Source organism: Paenibacillus sp. UNC451MF, assembly GCF_000686845.1.
In the GTDB taxonomy this organism is placed as follows: Bacteria; Bacillota; Bacilli; order Paenibacillales; family NBRC-103111; genus Paenibacillus_S.
The window spans coordinates 73317-93118 of the sequence record NZ_JMLS01000025.1 but is presented as its reverse complement, the minus strand read 5'-3'; the positions used below and the strand labels follow the sequence as shown (position 1 = coordinate 93118).

Below are 19802 nucleotides of genomic sequence, written 5' to 3'. Positions count from 1 at the left end.
TTCTGTGAGGGCCATTATTTAATGGGACCGACACTTTTGATCTTCACTCTAACCGTGACGTTAACATCGGCCTTGGACCAAGCCTCGCTCCATTGGCTTTTAACCTCAGACCATGCTTTATATTGGTAAGCTCTCGCCCATGAGCCGTATCCCACGGGATCGGCCTTATGCTTTTGCATGTTTTTGATCAGCGTTTGCAGCTGGGTTTGCAGCTGTTCTTGAATCATTTGCTCCATTTGGCGGCTTTTTGTTTTCATGTCATAAGGAAACAATCGCTCTTTCAACGTAATGGTCATATCCACATGGGTCCGAAATCGAAATCTCCCCTGATCATAAGCCGTTTTCGTTTTGGTGGAGAGGTGCTGAATGATGAAGCTCAGTTTGTTTTTATCAAAATAAGTCTTTTTTTCACCTACTGGAACAGAGAGGGTTAAGGACTGCTCTCCTTCCTTGTGCTCTTGCAGAATATGCAGCAGCGTCGTCTGCTGGAGATTGAGAGAATCGGCATATTTACCATTTTCCTGCAGCAGCGTTGTCCCTATGAGTTGTATCTCACTATCTTTTTTTATTTCTGAGATGTAAGGAGTTACTCCCTTGTCGGTCATTTGCCGGTGCAGCTCCAATAAGTCCGTGCTGACCGTAATATTGCGTCGGTGGTTCTCCTCGATAAGCCGTGTAATATGGACTGGAAGCAAGGGCTTGTCCTTGGGGGCAAAATGGATAATGTCCGAGACGGAGCCGTCTACGGCGACTATTTTCGGCGCCAAGCTATTTTTGGCATCTCGGTAAAACGTATCGAACAGAGGGAACCAATCCCCTCTTTGCAGAAGGCGATGGCTGAGCAAAATGAGCTGTACTTTCCCTTCTACGCTTAAGGCAGTCACCATGGCGTCGAACACTTCTCTGGCTTCATGAAACGTGGAGGCTTTTACCCCGAACTCCTCTTCTTTATCCTTGGCTTCTTTGTTGAATACAGGACTCGATTCATAGAACACCAGATTGTTGTCGCGGTCTACATCGATTCCAAGGATGAGCACTACCGTCAAATCCTCCAGGTTATGCCGATCTCTGCAGCCGGCAAGAAGGAGCGCCAGCAAGATGACCCCTATTAGAATCTGTGCGCGCTTCATCATGTGCGACTCCTCCCACGAATAAGTTCATCACCTCGCATGTACAACCATAAAACGACCGGCATCGCAAAGGCATACAACAGGCCGGCCCCTGTCAGCCAATGGAACCAATCATCTAACTGATGCGCTGAAGGATCCAAGAAATAAGCGATTACCACAATACATCCTAACAGGAGCAGTACGTGGTTTTGATGATCCTGTTTTCCGAGGAGCCAGCTTGTGCAAAAGACCGTATTGTACATCAGAATGACCCATGTAGCGGAAATAACGAATAGATAGCCTGACAAAAAAACAAGCTCCAGCCGCTCTACGAAATGGAATTCAATGACCTTCAGCAGGTCCAAGGTGGGCTGATAATACTGGGTAATTTCATCAGGGCTGAAAAAGGTAAAACAGGCTAGCGCCGTCATTAAAAAAAGAAGCATCGTCAGGGTATTGGCAATCGTAATGCCTAAGACGGCTGACTGCTTTTTTTTCAAAAACGGATACAAAATCAGTGCGGAGTCAAAGCCAAGAAAGGAATATACGGTTACCAAGGTAGCCTGGAACAAGGGACTCCATCCTTCTCCGAGAAGCGGCAGCAGGTGCAGCGGGTGTCCATCCTTCAATGGAACCAGCAAGAAGACAGCCATAGGAATCGTCAAGAAAAAGACGAGTTCGTTATACCTGCCTATAATCCGAAGCCCGTTACGGGTAATGAGATAAGTCGGAATCGAGAACAAAATCATTAAAATGTACAACGGCGTTTGTGGAAGCAGCCATTCCTGAATCATTAATCCGGTAGCTATAATGCACGTCATACTTGAAAAAGCATAAAACAATGCCATCAGAGCAGCTCCGACTCTACCGATCGTTTTGCCAAAGTAATGAACAAGTAAGTCGGGCAGCGTTCCACCCGGATATCTCTTCATAACCGAGATGATGAAGAGGCTTGCCGCTAGGGAGCCAGCCCAGCCCAGCAGGAGCGATATCCATCCGCTGACCCCGGCACTTTCCACCAGCTGGCGGGGGAGGGCTAACTGCCCTATCCCAAGCTGTGAACCGTGAATGAGGAAAATATACTGCATGAGAGTGATTTCGTTATACTGGTACTTCTTCATTTGCCGTCACCCTTCGGATGATTGGGACCTTGCCTTTTACCTTGCAAAGGTCTTGCACTGACAGGACGCTTGTTCATTTTCCATATCGGCAGCCGGATGAACGTGTCTTTCCAATCGGCAAAACGCATCGGTGCTACCGGACTGCCATAAGGCGTACCGAGCGATTCGAGTGAAATAAGATGAGCGATCAGGGTCATTAGCCCGATAACAATTCCTACGATTCCGAACATAGAAGCGATAATCATCATAGGAAAGCGAATAAGACGGATAGCAGAGGCCATATCGTAGTTAGGAATAATAAAGGAAGCGATCGCGGTGGCCGCTACCACGATAACCATCACATTGCTCACGATGCCTGCCTGTACCGCCGCTTGGCCTATAACGATACCTCCCACAATACCCACGGTTTGTCCGATCGGGGTTGGAAGGCGAATACCAGCCTCGCGCAGCATCTCCAAAGTAATTTCCATCAGGAGGGCCTCAACTATAGGAGGGAAGGGCACGCGTTCCCTCGATTCTCCGATCGATAAAATCAGCTTGATCGGGATCACCTCATAATTAAAGGATATAGCCGCAATATAGAGGGCTGGAAGAAAGGCGGCGACGATGAAGCCGACAAAACGCAGCATTCGGATGAACGTGGCAATGAGCCAACGTGTACTATAGTCGTCCAGACTCTGAAAAAATGACGTAAACGTAGCTGGACCAATCAGAACACTGGGAGAGCGGTCGACAACGACAGCGAACCTCCCTTGCAAAATTTGCGATGCCGCAGCGTCAGGACGCTCCGTCGACAAAAATTGGGGGAAAGGAGAATAGGGATTGTCTTCAATGAATCCTTCCAGCTCCCCTGTGTTCAAGATTGCGTCTACGTCCAACCGGCGGATGCGGTCCTCGAGCTCCTTCAAGACGTCCGGATGAGCGACATCTCTCAAATAAAGGATGGAAACGGTTGTCTTGCCCCTTCGGCCTACGGTAATCTCCCTCATTTTGAGCTCGCGGTTCGGGATATACCTGCGAATCATGGCGATATTTTGGGTCCCTGTCTCTACAAACCCTTGATGGGCTCCCTTCAAGGAAGACTCGATCTGCGGATCTTCGATGGCCCGCTGCGGCCAACCCTGAGTGTCAAAGGTTTGAACCTCGGGCTGGCCTTCTATGAACAGAATGCTGTAGCCTTGGAAGATAGACAACTCGACATCCTCCCATTGGTTTAGCTTTGTAATATGTCCAATGGTTATGGAAGGAGCTGAGCTCGAGCTACCGTTCGAAGTACCATCCTGAAGCGGGCGAAGTACGTTGTTATTGACAGAGTTCTTGTCGCTCAGACCATTCAGGTACACGAGTGCAGCCTCGCGTCCTGTGGGTTGGATGACCAGGTGCCGAATGACAAGATCGGGGGCCTGACTGAAGAGAGTGCTTATTTCCGCTATGTTAGCTGCAAGCGAAGCGTTAATCGCACCGGACAGCTTCTCAGGTGCTTGCTGAAGCTGAGGTGCGGATTGATGCGTTGTCCATTTAAACCAGCGAAGAAAGCTCATAGTCATCCCATTCCGATCCAACATTAATAATGTTTAATATGGCATAATTATGAAAGAGATATGCGGAGTTGTTCATAATACACAAAGGCTCGACGAGTGGGGCGACTTCGTCGTTTTTTTGCATTCGGACACGAGCGTGGTATGATTTATAGCATAACTTGTCTCATGAAAAGTCGTGTGAGACTGGTACGGCCGTAAGAAGGGAACGAGCAGGATTGATCCGTTATTTTCTACATAAATATCCGTTCAAGCACCGGCTTCGTATTGCCTTTGCCTTGATGATTATTTTGTCCGTCCTGACAGTCGGCTGGACAACGTACTACATTTCGGCCAAGGTGGTGCAGGACAATGCACTGAAGCTTAGCCAGGATGCATTGAATAAATCTTCACAAGCTTTTGACGAGAAGTTGAACCATGTAGCCCTGTCGTTGATGACACTGGTCATCAGCAACTCTTACGAGCAGGCGATGAAGGACGTTGTAACGGGGGACCGATCGAGCTATTTTGCCCATTATGCTGCGCTGCAAACACCGTTTATGCAGCTGAAGCTGAACGAGCCGCTGCTTCAAGCTGTTTTGCTTACTACGCCTATTGGGGATTTTTACCCTGCGGATGCGCCAAGACAGATTCGGAATAATTTTAAAGATACACCGATGTACGAGAGAATCCGGGAGGAGCGGCACGCGATCTGGATTGAAGGGCATAAGGACAGCTTTTTCTCGGGTGATGTTCCTGTAATGTCTTTAGTTATTAATGCGATTGCCGGCTTTGCCGTCCCGGATTCCTATATCATTGTGAATCTGAGGGAAGAAGGCTTACTGCACTTTTTAACGGATAATATTAGCGAGTGGCGTGAGGGTGTCACCATTATGAAGGATGATGGAACGCCGGTCTTTGTGCAAAGGCCGTATAAGTACGATGACATGCTGAAGGAGCCCCGGTTCCAGGAGCGAATTCGATCACAATCGCAAGGGGCATTCGATTTTGACTTCCAAGGCGATACGTACTTGGTGAACTTCGTCAAATCTACTGTCGACAACAGCTGGACTTACCTCAGCGTCAAGCCGACCGATGAGCTTATGAGCCAGGCGAACGGAATCAAATGGGCTACACTGCTGGTGATGGTCATCTGTATTGTAATCGGATTCCTCGTATCTAACGGGCTTAGCACGCTGTTAGCCAATCCGTTGACGAAGCTTCAGAAGCTTATGCGTCGCGCAGGGGACAATGACTTGGGTGTCCGATTCGAAAGCGGAGGCAATGACGAGGTTGCCCAAGTGGGCAAGCAGTTCAACCGGATGCTGGAGCAGATTGCTCAGCTGATCGAGATGAACCAACGTGTGGAAAAGGACAAGCACAAGGCGGAGATCAAGGCGTTGCAGGCGCAGATCGACCCGCATTTTCTATACAATACATTAAACACGATCTATTGGAAAACGCAGCTCAAGAAGTCTGACGAGGTCGGTCAGATGGTGATGTCGCTGTCACGAATGTTCCAGCTCGGTCTTAATAACGGCAAAGAACTGACAACAATCAAGAAAGAATTGTTGCACGTGGAGCAATATTTGTCGCTTCAGCAGAGATGCTACGAGAATTTGTTTGAATTTCGGATTGAGGCTCCGCAGGACGAGGAGATTCAACAGCATTCGATATTGAAGGTGCTGCTGCAGCCGTTGGTAGAGAACGCTATTCTGCATGGATTCAAGGACAAGCAGGATGGGGGCGTCATTATTGTGAAGTTGGAGCCCTTGGGAGATCATTTGGTATTTACTATACGGGATAACGGTCATGGGATGGATCAGGACACGCTTCAAACCATTCGCCAAGCCGCGGAGTCGTCGGATAGTTATGCGCTTCACAATATTGTTGAACGACTGCGGTTGTACTATGAGAACCAAGCCAGTATGACCATTGAAAGTGCCCTAGGGTTAGGTACGACCGTTACGGTGACGATACCTTGGAGCAAAGGAGGGGAAGAGGATGGACTCGACGATGATCAGAATGATCGTCATTGATGATATTAAAGACGTTGTGGATGGGCTTGTTAACGGAATTTCGTGGGAGCAATACGGCATCGCCATTGCAGGCGCATGCCTGAACGGAGAAGATGGCTTAAAGCTTGCTTTGAAGGAGCAGCCGGATATTATCGTTACCGATATTCGCATGCCGAAAATGGATGGACTGACAATGACGCGTTCTGTTGTTCAAGCGCTGCCTCATTGTAAAATTATTTTGATCAGTGGTTTCAGCGACTTCGAATATGCACAGGAAGCCGTTCGGCTCGGGGCTTTTGATTTCGTCACGAAGCCATTCTCGCTGGAGGACATCACCTCCACGGTGCAAAAAGCTCGGCTGGCCGTACTGGAAACGAAGCGGCAGCAGTCGAATATTCGGGAGATGGAGCGTCGCGTGAAGGAAAGCTTGCCTGTGCTTCGGCAAGAATTTTTCAATTTGCTTATCCATCACAAGGCCAATGAGAACAAAATACGCGAGAGATGGGACTTTCTCCAGCTCGGATTGGACCGGGAAAACTTCGTCGTGATGGTCCTCGAAATTGACCGGTTTCAAGAGTTAAGTAAGGACTGGCCGGTCAGCGAAATCGAGCTGCTGCGGTTTACGCTGCAAAATATTTTGGAGGAAACGATTCATAATCATACGAAGGGCGTCATCTTCCGGGATTCAGACGGTAGGTTCGTTATCATATATAACGAATATGAGGGAGAAACCCCGTCGGCACTTGCGGAGCGCTGCTGTGATCATATCTCACGTTATGCCAAGTACACTGTGTCCATTGGTGTAGGTAATCGCGCAGGCAAAGTTCATGAGCTGCCGCTGTCCTACCAGCAAGCAGAAACAGCCATGTCCTACCATTTTTATACGGGGGGTAATGGAGTCGTATGCTATGGGGATGTCATAGAGGATAACCAACAGCTGCCTAAATATCCTGCAGATCGGGTACAGGATATTGCCTTCGCTCTGCAATCAGGGAACCGGGAGAGGACGCTTGTAATCCTTGAAGAGGTATACGAGGAGCTGGTCAACTTTCAGCCGCGTCCTCAGCCGCGCTACCTTGCTTTGCTGCTGCATGGTTTTGCGAATATGCTTGTGCGTGTGCTGCTGGAGAAGCTATCTTATGAAGATATAGAGCCGCTCGAGGAGCTGCTGCAAGAGATGGAGGCAAGCAGCGGTCGTACCGTTCATGATATATACGGGCTGCTGAAGCAAATCTGCGAGCAGGGCTGCAGCATCGTGGAGGAGCGGAGCGCTTCGCAAGCACACTTGGTCATTGAGCAGGCTATCGCATACATCAAGCAGCATCTGGCAGCAGAGCTTACCGTGGCGCACTGCGCTTCACAGGTCCATTTGAGCGGCAGCTACTTCGCCAATCTGTTCAAGAAAGTGACAGGTATGAGCTTCAACCAGTATGTTACCGCCATGCGGATGGACAAGGCCAAGGAAATGCTGCTTCAGAACAAGCAGATTCAGGAGGTCGCCTCGGCGCTGGGCTATGAGGAGCGGCGGTACTTCAGCGATGTATTCAAGAAAGTGACGGGGATGACGCCGTCGGAATTCCGCCAGAGCGCGGGACTTTCTGAAGCATAAAAAGCCCTCTAATCATTTAGAGGGCTTCGGTATAGAGAAGCCGGTTATGCGTGAAATTGTGCTATAGGTAGGTGGAATGTGCCTCAGAGGAGTTTACGTCCGCCTTTGAAAGCCGTGAAAATCCCACTAATTCTAATCAAATTCACGGGTTTCAACAGCGGCTGGAGGGGCACATTCTACCGGACTATACTAACAATATTTCAAGCTTGTGGATTCCATACAGACTCACCCTCTAAACGATTAAAGGGCTCTCATTCAATCGCGATGAATCTGAGCACTGAGAATAAGGCCGATAGAGAACATATTGATCATAATGGAGGTTCCTCCATAGCTGATGAAGGGCAGTGTAATCCCGGTCAGCGGCATAAGGCCCATAAGCATTCCGATATTTTCGAAGATCTGGAACAGCATCACGGCCGATACTCCGACCGCAATAAAGCCTGCCGCGTAGGAAGCGCCGGAATTCATAAACAGCAGCTTGCTTAGCAGAATTAAATAGAGGGCGATCAAAAGCGAGCACCCGATAAAGCCGAACTCTTCCCCTATGACTGCGAAGATAGAGTCGGAATAAGCGAAGGGGATACGCCCCCGATTTTTGGAGCTGCCTTGCATGAAGCCGTCGCCGCTCAACTGCCCGGAACCGATAGCCGTTATCGTTTTTTTGACATGATAAGTGGCATCGTCCGAAGCTTGGTCCGGCATTAAAAACGTATCGATACGCTCTGACCAATGTCCGAGCTTTTTGTCTAGCAAAAATTGCTCTATCGGTTCATGATAATGAACATAGCTATAAACGAACGCAGTTAAGGAAGCCGCTATGAGGGTGACCAGAAGAAACATATGCTTGTATTTCAAGTTCCCCATCCACAGCATGGCGAAGAGGATAACAAGATAGATGATGGCATTTCCCAAATCCGGTTGCTTCAACACAAGAATAAAAGGGACAAGAGTCATGAAGACCATGGGGGCAACATCACGTATAATTCTTAAAGGGTCATAGTTTTTTTGCTCAAGCAGCTTTACAATAGCTAAGATCAGAACGATTTTCATAAATTCGGCAGGCTGGAAAGTAAATCCGAAAGGGAGCTCGAACCACCCTTTGGCACCGTGATATTCACTGCCAAACATATAAACAGCAATTAATAGAAGAAGAGCTGCACCATATAGGTAGTAAGAGATTTTAACGATCAATCGGTAATCCCAAAGGGCTGTCATCACTAGAACAAAAAAGCCTATGCCATAATTAATCATGTTTTTTAAGTATAGATTGTGGTACTGTTCATCATAGGTGGTAGCACTCTTTATTAATAAGGTACTAATGATCATGAACAAAAACAGGAGGATTAGTACGTTATAGTCCAATTTTTTTATATTTCGAATCATTGTTACAGCAGATCTCCTTTGTGCGTCTTGCTATTCACCAGCAACCTCCTTATAAAGGGATATATTAGCATGGAGCGGTTTAATCAGTGTAACATATTATAGAGCGATTATACATTTTTGCGCGACTTGGCCTGCGGGCTGGAACGAGCAAGTAAAATAATAAACAATAAGGAAACAAAAAAAGAACATACATGATAGAAAAGAGTGAATGTCTTGAAAATCGGCATTTTTGACTCAGGCATCGGCGGGATAACCGTACTTCACCAGGCATTAAAGCTATTGCCTAATGAAGATTACATTTATTATGCAGATACCATGAACGTACCGTATGGAGAGAAGTCGAAGGAAGCAGTCAAACAATATATTTTTGAAGCCGTTGACTTTATTGCGCGTCAAGGGGTAAAAGCCGTCGTTATTGCGTGCAATACAGCGACAAGTGTGGCAGTGGAGGATTTACGCGCTAAGTACTCCTTCCCTGTTCTCGGGATCGAGCCGGCAGTCAAACCGGCTGTGCAAATCAGCGAAGCATTGGGGAAAAGAGTGCTGGTGCTGGCGACCTCGTTAACGCTGAAAGAGAAGAAATTTCATGACCTGGTCGATCGCATCGACAGTCATGCTATCGTAGATAAGCTTCCCCTGCCTAATCTGGTGCAGTTCGCGGAGAGATTTCAATTCAACGAGGACGCGGTTATCGGGTATTTGGAGGACCAGCTGTCTCCGTTTGACCTGAAACAGTACGGGACCGTTGTTTTGGGCTGTACGCATTTTCCGTTCTTTAAAGGAAGTCTCCGGAAGCTGTTTGCAGACGATGTCCTGTTGATGGACGGTAGCGTGGGAACGGTGAAAAATTTGAAGCGAGTGCTTGAAGCATCGAATCGGACGAACGAGGGCACAGGGCAAGTAACCTTCTATACATCTGGCGTAAAGGTGGAAGATGAGGGAGCATTGTCTAAATATCATCGGCTGCTGGAGATGCTGTAGTCGATAAGAGCAGCAGGTATTACAGATATGGTTTGCGAGTATAGAAAAAGCCCTGATATGCCTTTCCTGTTGTGAGGAGGGCAAACAAGGCTTTTTTTATTTATAAAGAATGCTGTCCTTTAAAGTGGATACATGTGCTAATACCTCACCGATCTTATCTTCGCCAACTCCAAAATGGGAAAGCGCATCATGAAGTTGAGTAGCTACAGCATTAAAATGCTCCGGCTGAAGGTTCATACCTTCATGGGCCTTTTCCATAGACTTTCCTGAATATTGATGGGGCCCTCCTAAAGCAAAGCTTATAAATTTCGCCTGATGCCTCCGCTGCTTCTCCATATCTGTCTTTGAAAAGAAAAAATTAATGGAATCATCGGCCAATATACGTTTGTAGAATTCATCGACGACTTTGGAAATGGCTTCTTCTCCGCCTAATTGCTCGTAAAGTGTAGCTGTCACCAAGCAGTACCTCCCAAATATTTATTCATACATTATGTATTCCTCATACTATAGCATCTTTTTTTTGCGTTAGTGAAGGTGGTCTTTCTATAGAATGCCCTTGATGGCTTTCGGTTATCACAGAGCTTGAAAGAGCTAGATGCAGCTCTGGATTTTTGAGTCCAATGGGAGGGGGGAATTATCGTTTTTAGGTCCATCGTCGGATTTTATCCCTTTGTCGTCGTTTCACCACACTCCATTTTCGACAAAAATCGCATATCCTATATACATAAGAGAAACCTATGATTTGAACAGGAGGGGTTACATTATGGTAAAAAAATCAATGGCAGCATTGCTTTGCTTGTCTTTAGCTTTTACGGCTGCGGCCTGTGGGAATAAAGAGGACGGCGCTAATTCAGGCGGAGCGAGCAGCGGTGGTAAAACCAAGCTGACGTTCTGGACGGCTGACCGTCATGATGCTGATTATATTAAAGGTCTTGTAGAGAAATTCAATGCGGATAACCAAGATATCGAAGTGGAAATGAGCGTTATGTCCGAGAACTACGTTCAATCCGTCGATCTTGCTTATGCCAGCGGACAAGCTCCGGACATTCTTAATGCTAAATTCGATTTCGTGAACATGGCTCGTAAAGGTTATTTTGAGCCGCTTGATCCGTTCATGAAGGACGATATGAAAAAACGCTTTGAAAGTACATTGAGAGACAGTGCGAATACGTACGATGGCAAGATCTATACATTGCCGAACTATGGTACAACGATTCGCTTAGTGTATAACCAAGAATTGTTCGAAAAAGCGGGCATAGCTAATCCTCCAAAAACGCTTCAAGAAATGGTGGATGCAGCCAAAAAGATTACCGATATGGGTAAAAAAGACGGCATCTACGGCTTTGCTGAGAACTTTAAGAATCCTACAGGCGCTATGGAGCGTTCCGTTCGTAACATTCTGCAAGTGAGCGGCTACGGCGTAGACGGCTATAACTTCAAAACCGGTAAATACGACTTCGCAGGCTACAAAGAAGTGATCACTGCGCTTAAACAAATGAAAGATAACGGCAGCATGCTGCCAGGCGTGGAATCGATGGATATTGACCCGCTACGCGCACAATTCGCTGCAGGTAAAATCGGGATGTACTTGTCCTACTCTGCGGAAATCGGCGTTTACCAAACCCAATTCCCTACGAAAATCAAATGGGCTGCAGCCGATGTACCATCCATTGACGGCAATATCAAAGGTCTAAACGGGATGAACGGTGCACAATGGCTGTCCATTAGCAGCAGCTCCAAAAATAAAGAAGCGGCATGGAAGTTCATGAACTACATGTATAGCGAAGAAAACCTTGTGAAATATGCGGAAACAGGTCTGGGTATGCCAGTTCTTCAATCCGTTGCAGAAAAAATGAAAGCTCCGGACATTTATGGTTACAAAGAATTTGTGCCTAACAAATCCGATGCTATTTGGCCTATTAAACCGAACGTAGATAGCTCTTTGCAAGGCTTGAAATATGCGGATGCGTTCTGGAAATATGTTTTGGACGGCAGCGGCGACTTGGATAGCATCATTGCTGATTTGAGCAAACGTTACAACGATGCGCTTGATAAAGCAGTCAAAGCCGGCGATGTGAAGGTAACTCCGGATCCGAACTTTGATCCAATGAAATTGAAGTAATACAGGTTGTTGCGCAGTAATTTGTTCAGAGGCGGGACCTTATGTTGATAGGTCCCCTTCTTTTTGCCAAAGAACTATGAAAAGATGCTTACGAAGTAAGTTTCACCTACGGTGAAACTCTAAGGAGGGAACATTATGATAAAAAAATCCAGGCTGTTAGGAGTTTCATCAGTATTCGTACTCCCGAGTCTGCTCCTTACGCTCATTTTCTCCGTATATCCAATCGGCTGGGCTATCCGGTATATGTTTTACGATTATAAAGGCTACGGGAAAGAAGTTTTTATCGGGCTCGATAATTTCAAACAGCTGCTGCATGACCAAATGTATTGGGATTCAGTATGGAACACATTTATTTATGCGGGGGGCAAGCTGCTCATCACGCTGCCGCTGTCATTGATTCTCGCGGTTATTTTGAACCGGGCGATTCGCGGGCGCCAATTTTTACGGGCTGTTTATTTCATGCCTACGGTAATCAGTTCCGCGGTTATGGCGGTTGTCTTCTTTATCGTCTTTAACTCCTACAACGGTATTTTGAATAAAATGCTGCTGAACCTTCACATCATCGGGCAGCCTATTGATTGGCTCGGGCAGAAGCATGCGATGCTTACCGTTATTTTGATCGCGGCGTGGGGTGCCTTCGGGAACTATATGCTCCTGTTTATTGCAGGCTTGCAAAGCATCCCGAATGACGTCTACGAAAGTGCTTCATTGGATGGAGCCAACGAAGCTCAAAAGTTCTGGTACATTACGATTCCTATGCTTGGACCTGTACTGCAAATCATTATTATGTATGCCATCATCAACTCGCTTAAGGGCTATGAAAGTATCATGGTACTTACCGAGGGCGGCCCGGTCGGCAAGACGGAAGTTATGTTCTTGTACGTGTACAAGCTGTTCTTCCCGGTTTCTACTGGTTCCGGCGTACAGCCTCAATTCGGATACGGCAGTGCGGTAGGTTTCGTTACTGCTTTGATCGTCGGTCTTATTACAGCGGCATACTTCTACATTTCCAAACGCCTTAACAAGGTTTATTAATAGGGGAAGGGAGCGATTACTATGAATAGCGCGCCTGCAACCGTACACGCGGGGAAAAAAAGCCGTTCCAAGGCTAGCAAATATACAGGCCTCATCGTACTTTGGGCATTTTTGCTGGTTGTCCTTGTCGTTACCGTGTTTCCAGTCATTATGGCGATTATCAACTCGTTTAAAACCAATATCGAAATTAACTTGGGCGATACGTTTTTACCTAAGTCATGGCAATTCAGCAACTACTTAAACGCTTGGCAAAAAGGGAATTTCAGCACCTTTACGTGGAACAGTTTGTTTATCAGTATCGTGTCCACAATTGGTACGCTAATCGTCGCTTCCATGGCGGCTTTCGCGGCGAACCGGCTTCCTTTTCCAGGTAAAAAGCTGTTTGTGTTCATCCAATCGGCAACGATGTTTATCTCTATCGGTGCGGTTGTGCTTCGTCCGCAATACGATATCATGGTCTCTCTCGGCTTGAATAAAACGCTGTGGGGCGTTGTTATTATCCTTATTGCGGCTCACGCCTCGACCTTCTTCATTTTGCTCGGCTTCTTCCAAGGGATTCCGAAGGAGCTGGATGAAGCGGCGATGCTGGACGGCTGCGGATACTTCCGCATCTACTGGCGTATCGTACTGCCACTCGTTGCTCCAGGTATTGGCGTATCGGCACTGTTTGCCTTCCGTCACGGCTGGAACGAATATATTTTGCCGCTCGTCTTCACGATGAGCTCGCCGAAGCTGCAGCCGTTGACCGTTGGTCTGGCGAATCTTCGTTACGGCACAGGCGATGCTGCACAGCTTAACCTAATGCTGGCAGGTGCTTGTCTATCAATCCTGCCGATTCTCGTAGTTTACGCATTAGCGAATAAATCGTTTATGCAAATGTCCGCAGGTTCTTTGAAAGGTTAAGATAGTATCGCAAAAACGCTCCTTCCTGGTTTCAGGAAAGAGCGTTTTTGTCGTATTTGCTTGCTTTGAGCGGAAGGTTGATGGTGAAGGTCGTACCTTCACCGGTCCGGCTTTGCACGGTGATGGAGCCTCGGTGCCGCTCGATGATATTATGGACGATGGAAAGTCCAAGTCCACTGCCTCCGCCGGAACGATGACGTGACTTATCTGCTTTGTAGAAGCGCTCGAATATATGCCGCTGGTCTTCAGCGGAAATACCGATGCCCGTATCCGAAATGCGGACGATGGCTTGACCGTCTTGATGGTTCACGTGAATTCCGATCGTACCATCCACAGGAGTGAATTTGATGCTGTTGTTAAGCAGGTTGACCCATACTTGACTCATCATATCCTCGTCCGCTTCTAAGGTCAGCTCATCTAATGACACGTCCATCTCGATGTTCTTGCCCAGCCATTGAGGCTCGCATGCAAGAACCAGCCTGCGCAGCTGTTTGTCCAGCCGGTAGGGCTTGGGATCGAACGGGTGATGCTGTGACTCCAAAGAGGTTAGCTTCAGCAGGTTGTCGCTCAGCTTGGACAGGCGTGTGCTTTCCGTCTCGATGATTTCAAGATAGTGCTTACGCTCCTCGCCGCTTAGCTGTTCATTATGGAGGGCACGGGCGAATCCGTTGATTGAAGTAAGGGGAGATTGAATCTCGTGCGAGACGTTCGAGATGAATTCCTGCCGCATCTGCTCTATTTGATTCAGTTCGACCGCCATATGGTTCAGGTTTTCCGCCAATTCTCCCCAAGGGCCGTGCTCCTTGCGCGTTTCGAAGGTAACGTTGAAATCTCCTTTGGCCATTTTGCGGATCGCATCGATCATTCGTTTCAAGTAGAGCACCTGTTTTTTTCTCTTAGGCGATGCAAGCAAGCCGAGCAGGAGAAATAGGAGCAGATTGACAATCACAGTGACGAGCTGTTTGCCGTAATCGTGGAACAGGCTTTCCGTATCCGCTTGAATGAACAAAGCATAAGGACGGCCGGCTATCGATATGGCCTGACCGGTGGTCGCAAGCCCGGGCTGGAATACGTTGCCGCGCTTCACTTTCTTAATCTCCGTACCGGTTAGGACTTGATCAATCTCAGCCTGATCGATGGTTGAGGCGAACGATATGGCCTGATCTCCACCGAATGCAAGCTTGTTCCCCGTTCCATCGATGAGAACAAGCCTTTCCTGTTTCAGAAGCGCCAACTGCTTCATCAGGCCGTCAATATTACCGGCATTGTTGTCCGTAAGGACGGCAATCGTCTTACCATTGCCGAGCATTTCGTTCCATCTGGCCTCCTGGCCGCGCCAATCGTAGTAGTAAGCGGTCAGTAAGGAAGCTACAGTCCATAGCACAATGGATACGGTTAAAAACAGGCCAATTCCAAAAGCAGCGCTGAGGACGAAATTATCCCGTTTCATGAGAGAATCTCCAGCCGGTAACCGAGCCCCCGAATCGTATTGATCTTGAACCCGTACGGATCCTCCGGAAACCGTTCGCGAAGCCGATTTATGTGGACATCGACTGTCCGCTCATTACCCTCGAAATCATAGCCCCATAATTGCTCTATGAGCTGCTCGCGAGAGAACGTTTTGCCTGGATAGCTGCCGAGCTTGAATAGCAGCTCGAATTCTTTTAAAGGAAGCGTCAAGCTTTCGCCGTTCGCATTGAGCTCATATGTTTTGCGGTTCATCGACAGTTTGCCGAATTGAATCGTCTGGGAGGAGGCAATGCGGTACCGCTTGAGCAGTGCCTTCACCCGGACGACCAGCTCCAGAGGATCGAACGGCTTCACCAGATAATCGTCCGTACCGAGCTCGAAGCCTTTGACCTTTTGAGCCGTTTCTCCTTTGGCTGTCAGCATGAGGAGGGGGAGCTCGTAATGCTCCCGCAGCTCGCGGCACAGCTCCCAGCCATCCATATTTGGCATCATAATATCGAGAATGACCATATCTACGGTGACCGACCCGAGCAGTGCGAGCGCCTCTACACCGTCCGGGGCTTCGACGACCTCGAAGCCCTCGTTCGTTAGAAAAACCCGTACCAATTCACGGATATGTGAATCGTCATCGACTATCATGATTTTAGTCATTGTACTTGTCATCCTTCTTTCTATAATAAATTCCAACGGTTCGAATGGAATAAGAAATCTTGTTGGGATTATCATATACCAGTTCCTCTTTTTATACGAGTTCCGCTTCAGGATAGGCTTCCGATTGATCGAGTGAAGCTAACAGCAGCCCGGTTAAAATCAGATTCATGTTTGGTTTTGGATTCGACATGCTCGCATTCGCTCCTTTTTTCTACCTTGGTAAGAGCAGCATACGATACTTTTTTAAACGGAATATAAACGGTGGTTATCGAAGCCAAGTTTGTGCCAAAAAACGCAAAAAAAAAACTGTCCAACCACTGGAGGACAGTCTTTGCAGAAGATACGTATTTGGATATGGTCAACAGGTATGTCAATAATAAGGCCTTTGCTGTGATGGCGGCTGAGCGGGCTGAGCGGTGTAGCAGGCAGGGTAAGGAAGAATATTTTGAATTTGGCTGAGTGGATAATGCTTCGTCGCGAACTGTGTATGGTACAAATATTCGAGCAGGTAAATCTCCCCTGCGTTCACGCTGCACAAAACTCCGGATACCCCTTGGCCGTTCGTTAAAGAGACGCCGACCGGCTTGCCTATTAAATAATGGATGCTTTGATGCCAAGACATGATTGAATCCCCTCCGTAGTTTACTGTATGAAGGGGTGGCAGCAATGGTGACTTGCCTAGTGAGTAGGTGAAGAGTGTAAGTGAGAAGGGTAGATAGCAAGAAACGTTCGTTAGCCGGAGGGATGCTGTTTAATCTCAATGAGGATGCTTTCTCTGCCGTTGCGCTCCATCTCTTGTACGGTTTGAATCAATTTAATGGCTGCATTCCATTTCTCTTGTTCGATGGCCGATAGAATAATTTCTTTCATATCATTCTTAGTCGTGAGGTTATACTGCATTCGCATCTCTCCTCGAAAACGTTTTCTTGTTAATTATTGTTACCATCAAATGTAAGTTTCAATCCTTGCGTAATGCAAAAAGGCAGCTGCCCCGTCCTGGAGCAGCTGCCCAATAATTAAAACTTCACAATCAAATGACTGAGCGAGCCGTATTGATAGCTTTGGTGCAGCAGCTCGGCTTTCTTCCGAGTATCGCCTGCACCCATGGCGATAAATATCGGCAGGAAATGCTCGTAATCCGGCGTCGCGACCTTGGCATAAGGTCCTTGCTGCAAATAATCGAATAGGGAGGCAGTGTCCCATTCCTTCATGCGGCCGATGAGCCAATCGTCGAATTCTTTGGCCCAGCTATCGGCCTGTTCCGGCTTGCCGAAGTCCATTGCGCGGAAGTTATGCACGGTTGCGCCGCTGCCGATGATGACAACGTTTCTGCGATCACTAAGCTCCGCCAAGGCTTGCCCAATGCGATACTGCTGCTCCGGCGGAAGCAGCGGATTAACGGAGAGGGCGATAACCGGAACATCGGCCTCCGGATACATGTGCCGCAGCACGACCCAGGAACCATGATCGAGTCCGCGGGCAGTATTGCGGCTTGTCGGAATACCAGCCGCTTCAAACAATCCATGAAGCTCGTCGGCGATGGTAACCGATCCCCGTGCCGGGTATACGACTCGGAACAGTTCATCCGGGAAACCGCCAAAATCATAAATCGTTTCGTAGACGTTATCCGAATACGTAAGCTCTTGCTGGCGGCTTACCCAGTGGGCGGAGAATAAGATAACCGCCTCCGGCTTGCCTAGTTGATCTCCCAGCTGGCGCAGCTCCCGAGTATAAGGGAGATCCTGAATCGCGAGCATAGGGGATCCGTGACCGATAAAAAATGATGTTCCCATTATCGCAGCCTCCTCAAATTATTAATTGGTTGGATTTGCAGTGCGTCCGAATAAACGGTCTAGACCCCAGCCTTTTTTCGGTTCTACTGTTAAGAACAGGGCAATCAGCATATAGGCCAGCTCAAGCTCGAACCCTGGTGCTTTACCGTCTCCAAGTAAACCTAGTGGCAGCTTCGTACTAATTATGGCTCCTGCCATCAGCAAAATATAAGCAATCGATATATAACGGGTAGCTAAGCCTGCAATGAGAAGCACGCCTCCGATCAATTCCAAGAAGGCAACTACATAACCGAGTTGGCCCGGTATACCGATGCTGTTAAACCAGCCCGCTACGTTGCTTAACCCCATTTGCAGTTTTGCTATACCATGAGCCATGAATATCACTCCGAATAGGATGCGTACTACAGTATGAATAATACTTCCTTTAGACACTAGATCCTCTCCTTATAACTATAGTTTTGTAAGCTGATTACTTTAAATAAAAGTTATCATAACTAACAGCAGAGCGTCAAGAAGAAATATTTCTCATACAAATATAATATTTATATTATTAATAAAAAATCATGCGCCTGAGCGGTCCGCTGTCCAATTCCGCCTATGCCCCCACTATAAAAAACAAACCTAACCTCTTAAGTTTGTTCATTGTTGAATAGCTCTCCCGAATGCAATAATAAGCATGTAGCAAGGAGAATCGATGTGAGGGGGAGCAGTGATGAAAAAAATGCGTAAGGTCCATCTGGCTTTGACCGGAACGCTGGTATTAAGTCTTGCAGCATGTGGAGGCGGAGGCAGCCCGGCACCTGGTCAAGCGAGTCAGGGAGGCAGCTCCGGTGACGCGACCAAAGATAAAGATAAGCAAAGTGCAGTAACAATCACATTTCAAAACATATACCCGGATCCGACGACCCCAACATATAAGATAGTAAGGAAGATTGTAGCCGATTACACGGCGGCGAACCCGAATATAAAGATCGAGCTTGATTCTTTGAACACCGACCAGCAAAAGCTGAAGCTCAAAACCCAAGCAGCGTCTAAAGAAGTTCCAGACATTACGATCGTCAATCCAAGCGCGCAAATGAAACCGTTTGTAGATGCCGGATTACTGGCTCCCCTTAATGATATTTTGGACAAAAACGGGTTAAAGGACTCATTCCAGAAAGGCATCCTCGACTATTACACTTTCAACAATAATGTGTATGCGCTTCCTGACGGCAACAATATTGCGGTGGTGTACTACAACAAGGAGTTATTCGCCCAGGCGGGGGTAGAGATTCCGAAGACGTTCGAGGAAATGATCGAGGTGTCCAAGAAATTAAAGGCTAAGGGAATTACACCGATCGCAATACCGGAGAAAGATACGTGGACCGGCTCCTTCTTATTCATGAACATGGTGCTGCGGACTAACGGCGGCCCGAACTTCCTCAAGGATGTTATGGATAAAAAGAAAACGTTCAATGACCCGGCATTTGAACTGGCAGTTTCGAAGCTCCAGGATTTGGTCCAAGCGGGCGCATTCCAAGAAGGTGCGACTTCGTTCGATTACAATGCAGGAGAGAACCTGTTCAAAACCGGTAAAACGGCGATGTATTTCATGGGATCATGGGCAACAGGAGGTATCGATGATTCGTCGGTCAAAGGCAAGGTCGGCGTATTTAAGTTCCCAACTGTGGATGGTAAGGGAAATCCTGACCAATACATGCTGGCGCCAGGAAGCGGCTTTGCCGTATCGGCCAACAGCAAGCATCTGAAAGAAACGAAAGATTTCATGAATTACTTCATGGTCAACTTCCCTAAAGTATCGTTCGAGATGAAAAACGCGGTAGGCTTGGCGCAAAAAGTAGACGGTGATTTCAAAGCGGCAGGGTACTCGCAGCTAGCCATTGATGTACTTGATTTATTCAAAACGGTGCAGGGTGGCGATTTGGCCTTCGACAACACGATGAACCCGGGAACGGCACAAGCTCACTTGACCAGCATTCAAAACCTGTTCGTCCAGAAAAAAGATCCTAAGGATGTGGCGAAGGAGCATCAAGCAGCCTTCGAGGCGAACAATAAATAAGGTTAGGCTAGGTGCGAAGGGAACCGGGAAC

At 47.5% G+C, this 19802-nt stretch carries 18 protein-coding genes; 7 read left to right on the top strand and 11 right to left on the bottom strand.

Going from position 1 to position 19802, the window contains the following annotated elements:
• Window positions 1–14 precede the first annotated feature (14 nt).
• Genes BP97_RS0123835 through BP97_RS0123825 form a run of 3 tightly spaced genes read right to left on the bottom strand, consistent with a single transcriptional unit; the run spans window position 15 to window position 3771 of the window.
• A complete protein-coding gene (locus BP97_RS0123835; protein ID WP_051620922.1) occupies window positions 15–1133 on the bottom strand; it encodes a Ger(x)C family spore germination protein in 1119 nt (372 codons plus the stop codon).
• Window positions 1130–2230: a GerAB/ArcD/ProY family transporter gene (locus tag BP97_RS0123830; protein ID WP_028551375.1), complete on the bottom strand. Its 1101-nt coding sequence runs from the start codon at window positions 2228–2230 to the stop codon at window positions 1130–1132. Before BP97_RS0123830 ends, BP97_RS0123835 begins: the two co-directional genes overlap by 4 nt.
• A complete protein-coding gene (locus BP97_RS0123825) occupies window positions 2227–3771 on the bottom strand; it encodes a spore germination protein (protein ID WP_028551374.1) in 1545 nt (514 codons plus the stop codon). Before BP97_RS0123825 ends, BP97_RS0123830 begins: the two co-directional genes overlap by 4 nt.
• Window positions 3772–3986: 215 nt before the next feature.
• Between BP97_RS0123825 and BP97_RS0123820 the strand changes: the two genes are divergently transcribed.
• Window positions 3987–5786 carry a sensor histidine kinase gene (locus tag BP97_RS0123820; protein WP_051620921.1) on the top strand — a complete coding sequence of 600 codons (1800 nt, stop codon included), beginning with the start codon at window positions 3987–3989 and terminating at the stop codon, window positions 5784–5786.
• Window positions 5752–7374: a response regulator transcription factor gene (locus BP97_RS0123815; protein WP_028551372.1), complete on the top strand. Its 1623-nt coding sequence runs from the start codon at window positions 5752–5754 to the stop codon at window positions 7372–7374. Before BP97_RS0123820 ends, BP97_RS0123815 begins: the two co-directional genes overlap by 35 nt.
• A gap of 255 nt (window positions 7375–7629) precedes the next feature.
• On the opposite strand, the gene BP97_RS0123810 is transcribed toward BP97_RS0123815, so the two are convergent.
• Window positions 7630–8757, bottom strand: a complete 1128-nt coding sequence (locus BP97_RS0123810) for an FtsW/RodA/SpoVE family cell cycle protein (RefSeq protein WP_028551371.1) — start codon at window positions 8755–8757, stop codon at window positions 7630–7632.
• A gap of 213 nt (window positions 8758–8970) precedes the next feature.
• Here BP97_RS0123810 and murI point away from each other — a divergent pair, with 213 nt between their 5' ends.
• A complete protein-coding gene (gene murI / locus BP97_RS0123805; protein WP_028551370.1) occupies window positions 8971–9738 on the top strand; it encodes a glutamate racemase in 768 nt (255 codons plus the stop codon).
• A gap of 96 nt (window positions 9739–9834) precedes the next feature.
• Here the strand turns inward: murI and BP97_RS0123800 are convergent, their stop codons facing one another.
• Window positions 9835–10197: a group I truncated hemoglobin gene (locus BP97_RS0123800; protein WP_028551369.1), complete on the bottom strand. Its 363-nt coding sequence runs from the start codon at window positions 10195–10197 to the stop codon at window positions 9835–9837.
• Window positions 10198–10501: 304 nt separating this feature from the next.
• On the opposite strand from BP97_RS0123800, the gene BP97_RS0123795 reads away from it, so the two are divergent.
• From BP97_RS0123795 to BP97_RS0123785, 3 genes are all read left to right on the top strand, one after another.
• Window positions 10502–11860 (top strand): ABC transporter substrate-binding protein, encoded by a 1359-nt coding sequence (locus BP97_RS0123795; protein ID WP_028551368.1) that lies wholly within the window; start codon window positions 10502–10504, stop codon window positions 11858–11860.
• A 135-nt stretch (window positions 11861–11995) separates the two neighbouring features.
• Window positions 11996–12895: a carbohydrate ABC transporter permease gene (locus tag BP97_RS0123790; RefSeq protein WP_028551367.1), complete on the top strand. Its 900-nt coding sequence runs from the start codon at window positions 11996–11998 to the stop codon at window positions 12893–12895.
• A 21-nt stretch (window positions 12896–12916) separates the two neighbouring features.
• The gene (locus BP97_RS0123785; RefSeq protein WP_028551366.1) at window positions 12917–13798 is read left to right on the top strand and encodes a carbohydrate ABC transporter permease; all 882 of its coding nucleotides are present in this window, start codon (window positions 12917–12919) and stop codon (window positions 13796–13798) included.
• Window positions 13799–13829: 31 nt separating this feature from the next.
• Here BP97_RS0123785 and BP97_RS0123780 read toward each other — a convergent pair whose 3' ends face one another.
• The 6 genes from BP97_RS0123780 to BP97_RS0123750 form a co-directional block, all read right to left on the bottom strand.
• On the bottom strand, window positions 13830–15248 hold the full coding sequence (locus BP97_RS0123780) for a HAMP domain-containing sensor histidine kinase (RefSeq protein ID WP_231506376.1): 1419 nt from the start codon (window positions 15246–15248) through the stop codon (window positions 13830–13832).
• Window positions 15245–15919, bottom strand: coding sequence for a response regulator transcription factor (locus tag BP97_RS0123775; protein WP_028551364.1), 675 nt, complete (start codon window positions 15917–15919; stop codon window positions 15245–15247). The genes BP97_RS0123780 and BP97_RS0123775 overlap by 4 nt, the downstream gene beginning before the upstream one ends.
• A gap of 370 nt (window positions 15920–16289) precedes the next feature.
• Window positions 16290–16541, bottom strand: a complete 252-nt coding sequence (locus BP97_RS37235) for a hypothetical protein (protein ID WP_051620920.1) — start codon at window positions 16539–16541, stop codon at window positions 16290–16292.
• Between the two features lie 110 nt (window positions 16542–16651).
• Window positions 16652–16819: a hypothetical protein gene (locus tag BP97_RS40315; RefSeq protein ID WP_156043294.1), complete on the bottom strand. Its 168-nt coding sequence runs from the start codon at window positions 16817–16819 to the stop codon at window positions 16652–16654.
• A 116-nt stretch (window positions 16820–16935) separates the two neighbouring features.
• A complete protein-coding gene (locus BP97_RS0123755; protein ID WP_028551363.1) occupies window positions 16936–17712 on the bottom strand; it encodes a DODA-type extradiol aromatic ring-opening family dioxygenase in 777 nt (258 codons plus the stop codon).
• A 21-nt stretch (window positions 17713–17733) separates the two neighbouring features.
• The gene (locus tag BP97_RS0123750; protein WP_028551362.1) at window positions 17734–18144 is read right to left on the bottom strand and encodes a DoxX family protein; all 411 of its coding nucleotides are present in this window, start codon (window positions 18142–18144) and stop codon (window positions 17734–17736) included.
• A 280-nt stretch (window positions 18145–18424) separates the two neighbouring features.
• Here BP97_RS0123750 and BP97_RS0123745 point away from each other — a divergent pair, with 280 nt between their 5' ends.
• Complete coding sequence (locus tag BP97_RS0123745; protein ID WP_036746426.1) at window positions 18425–19771, top strand: extracellular solute-binding protein; 1347 nt, start codon at window positions 18425–18427, stop codon at window positions 19769–19771.
• Window positions 19772–19802: the final 31 nt, after the last annotated feature.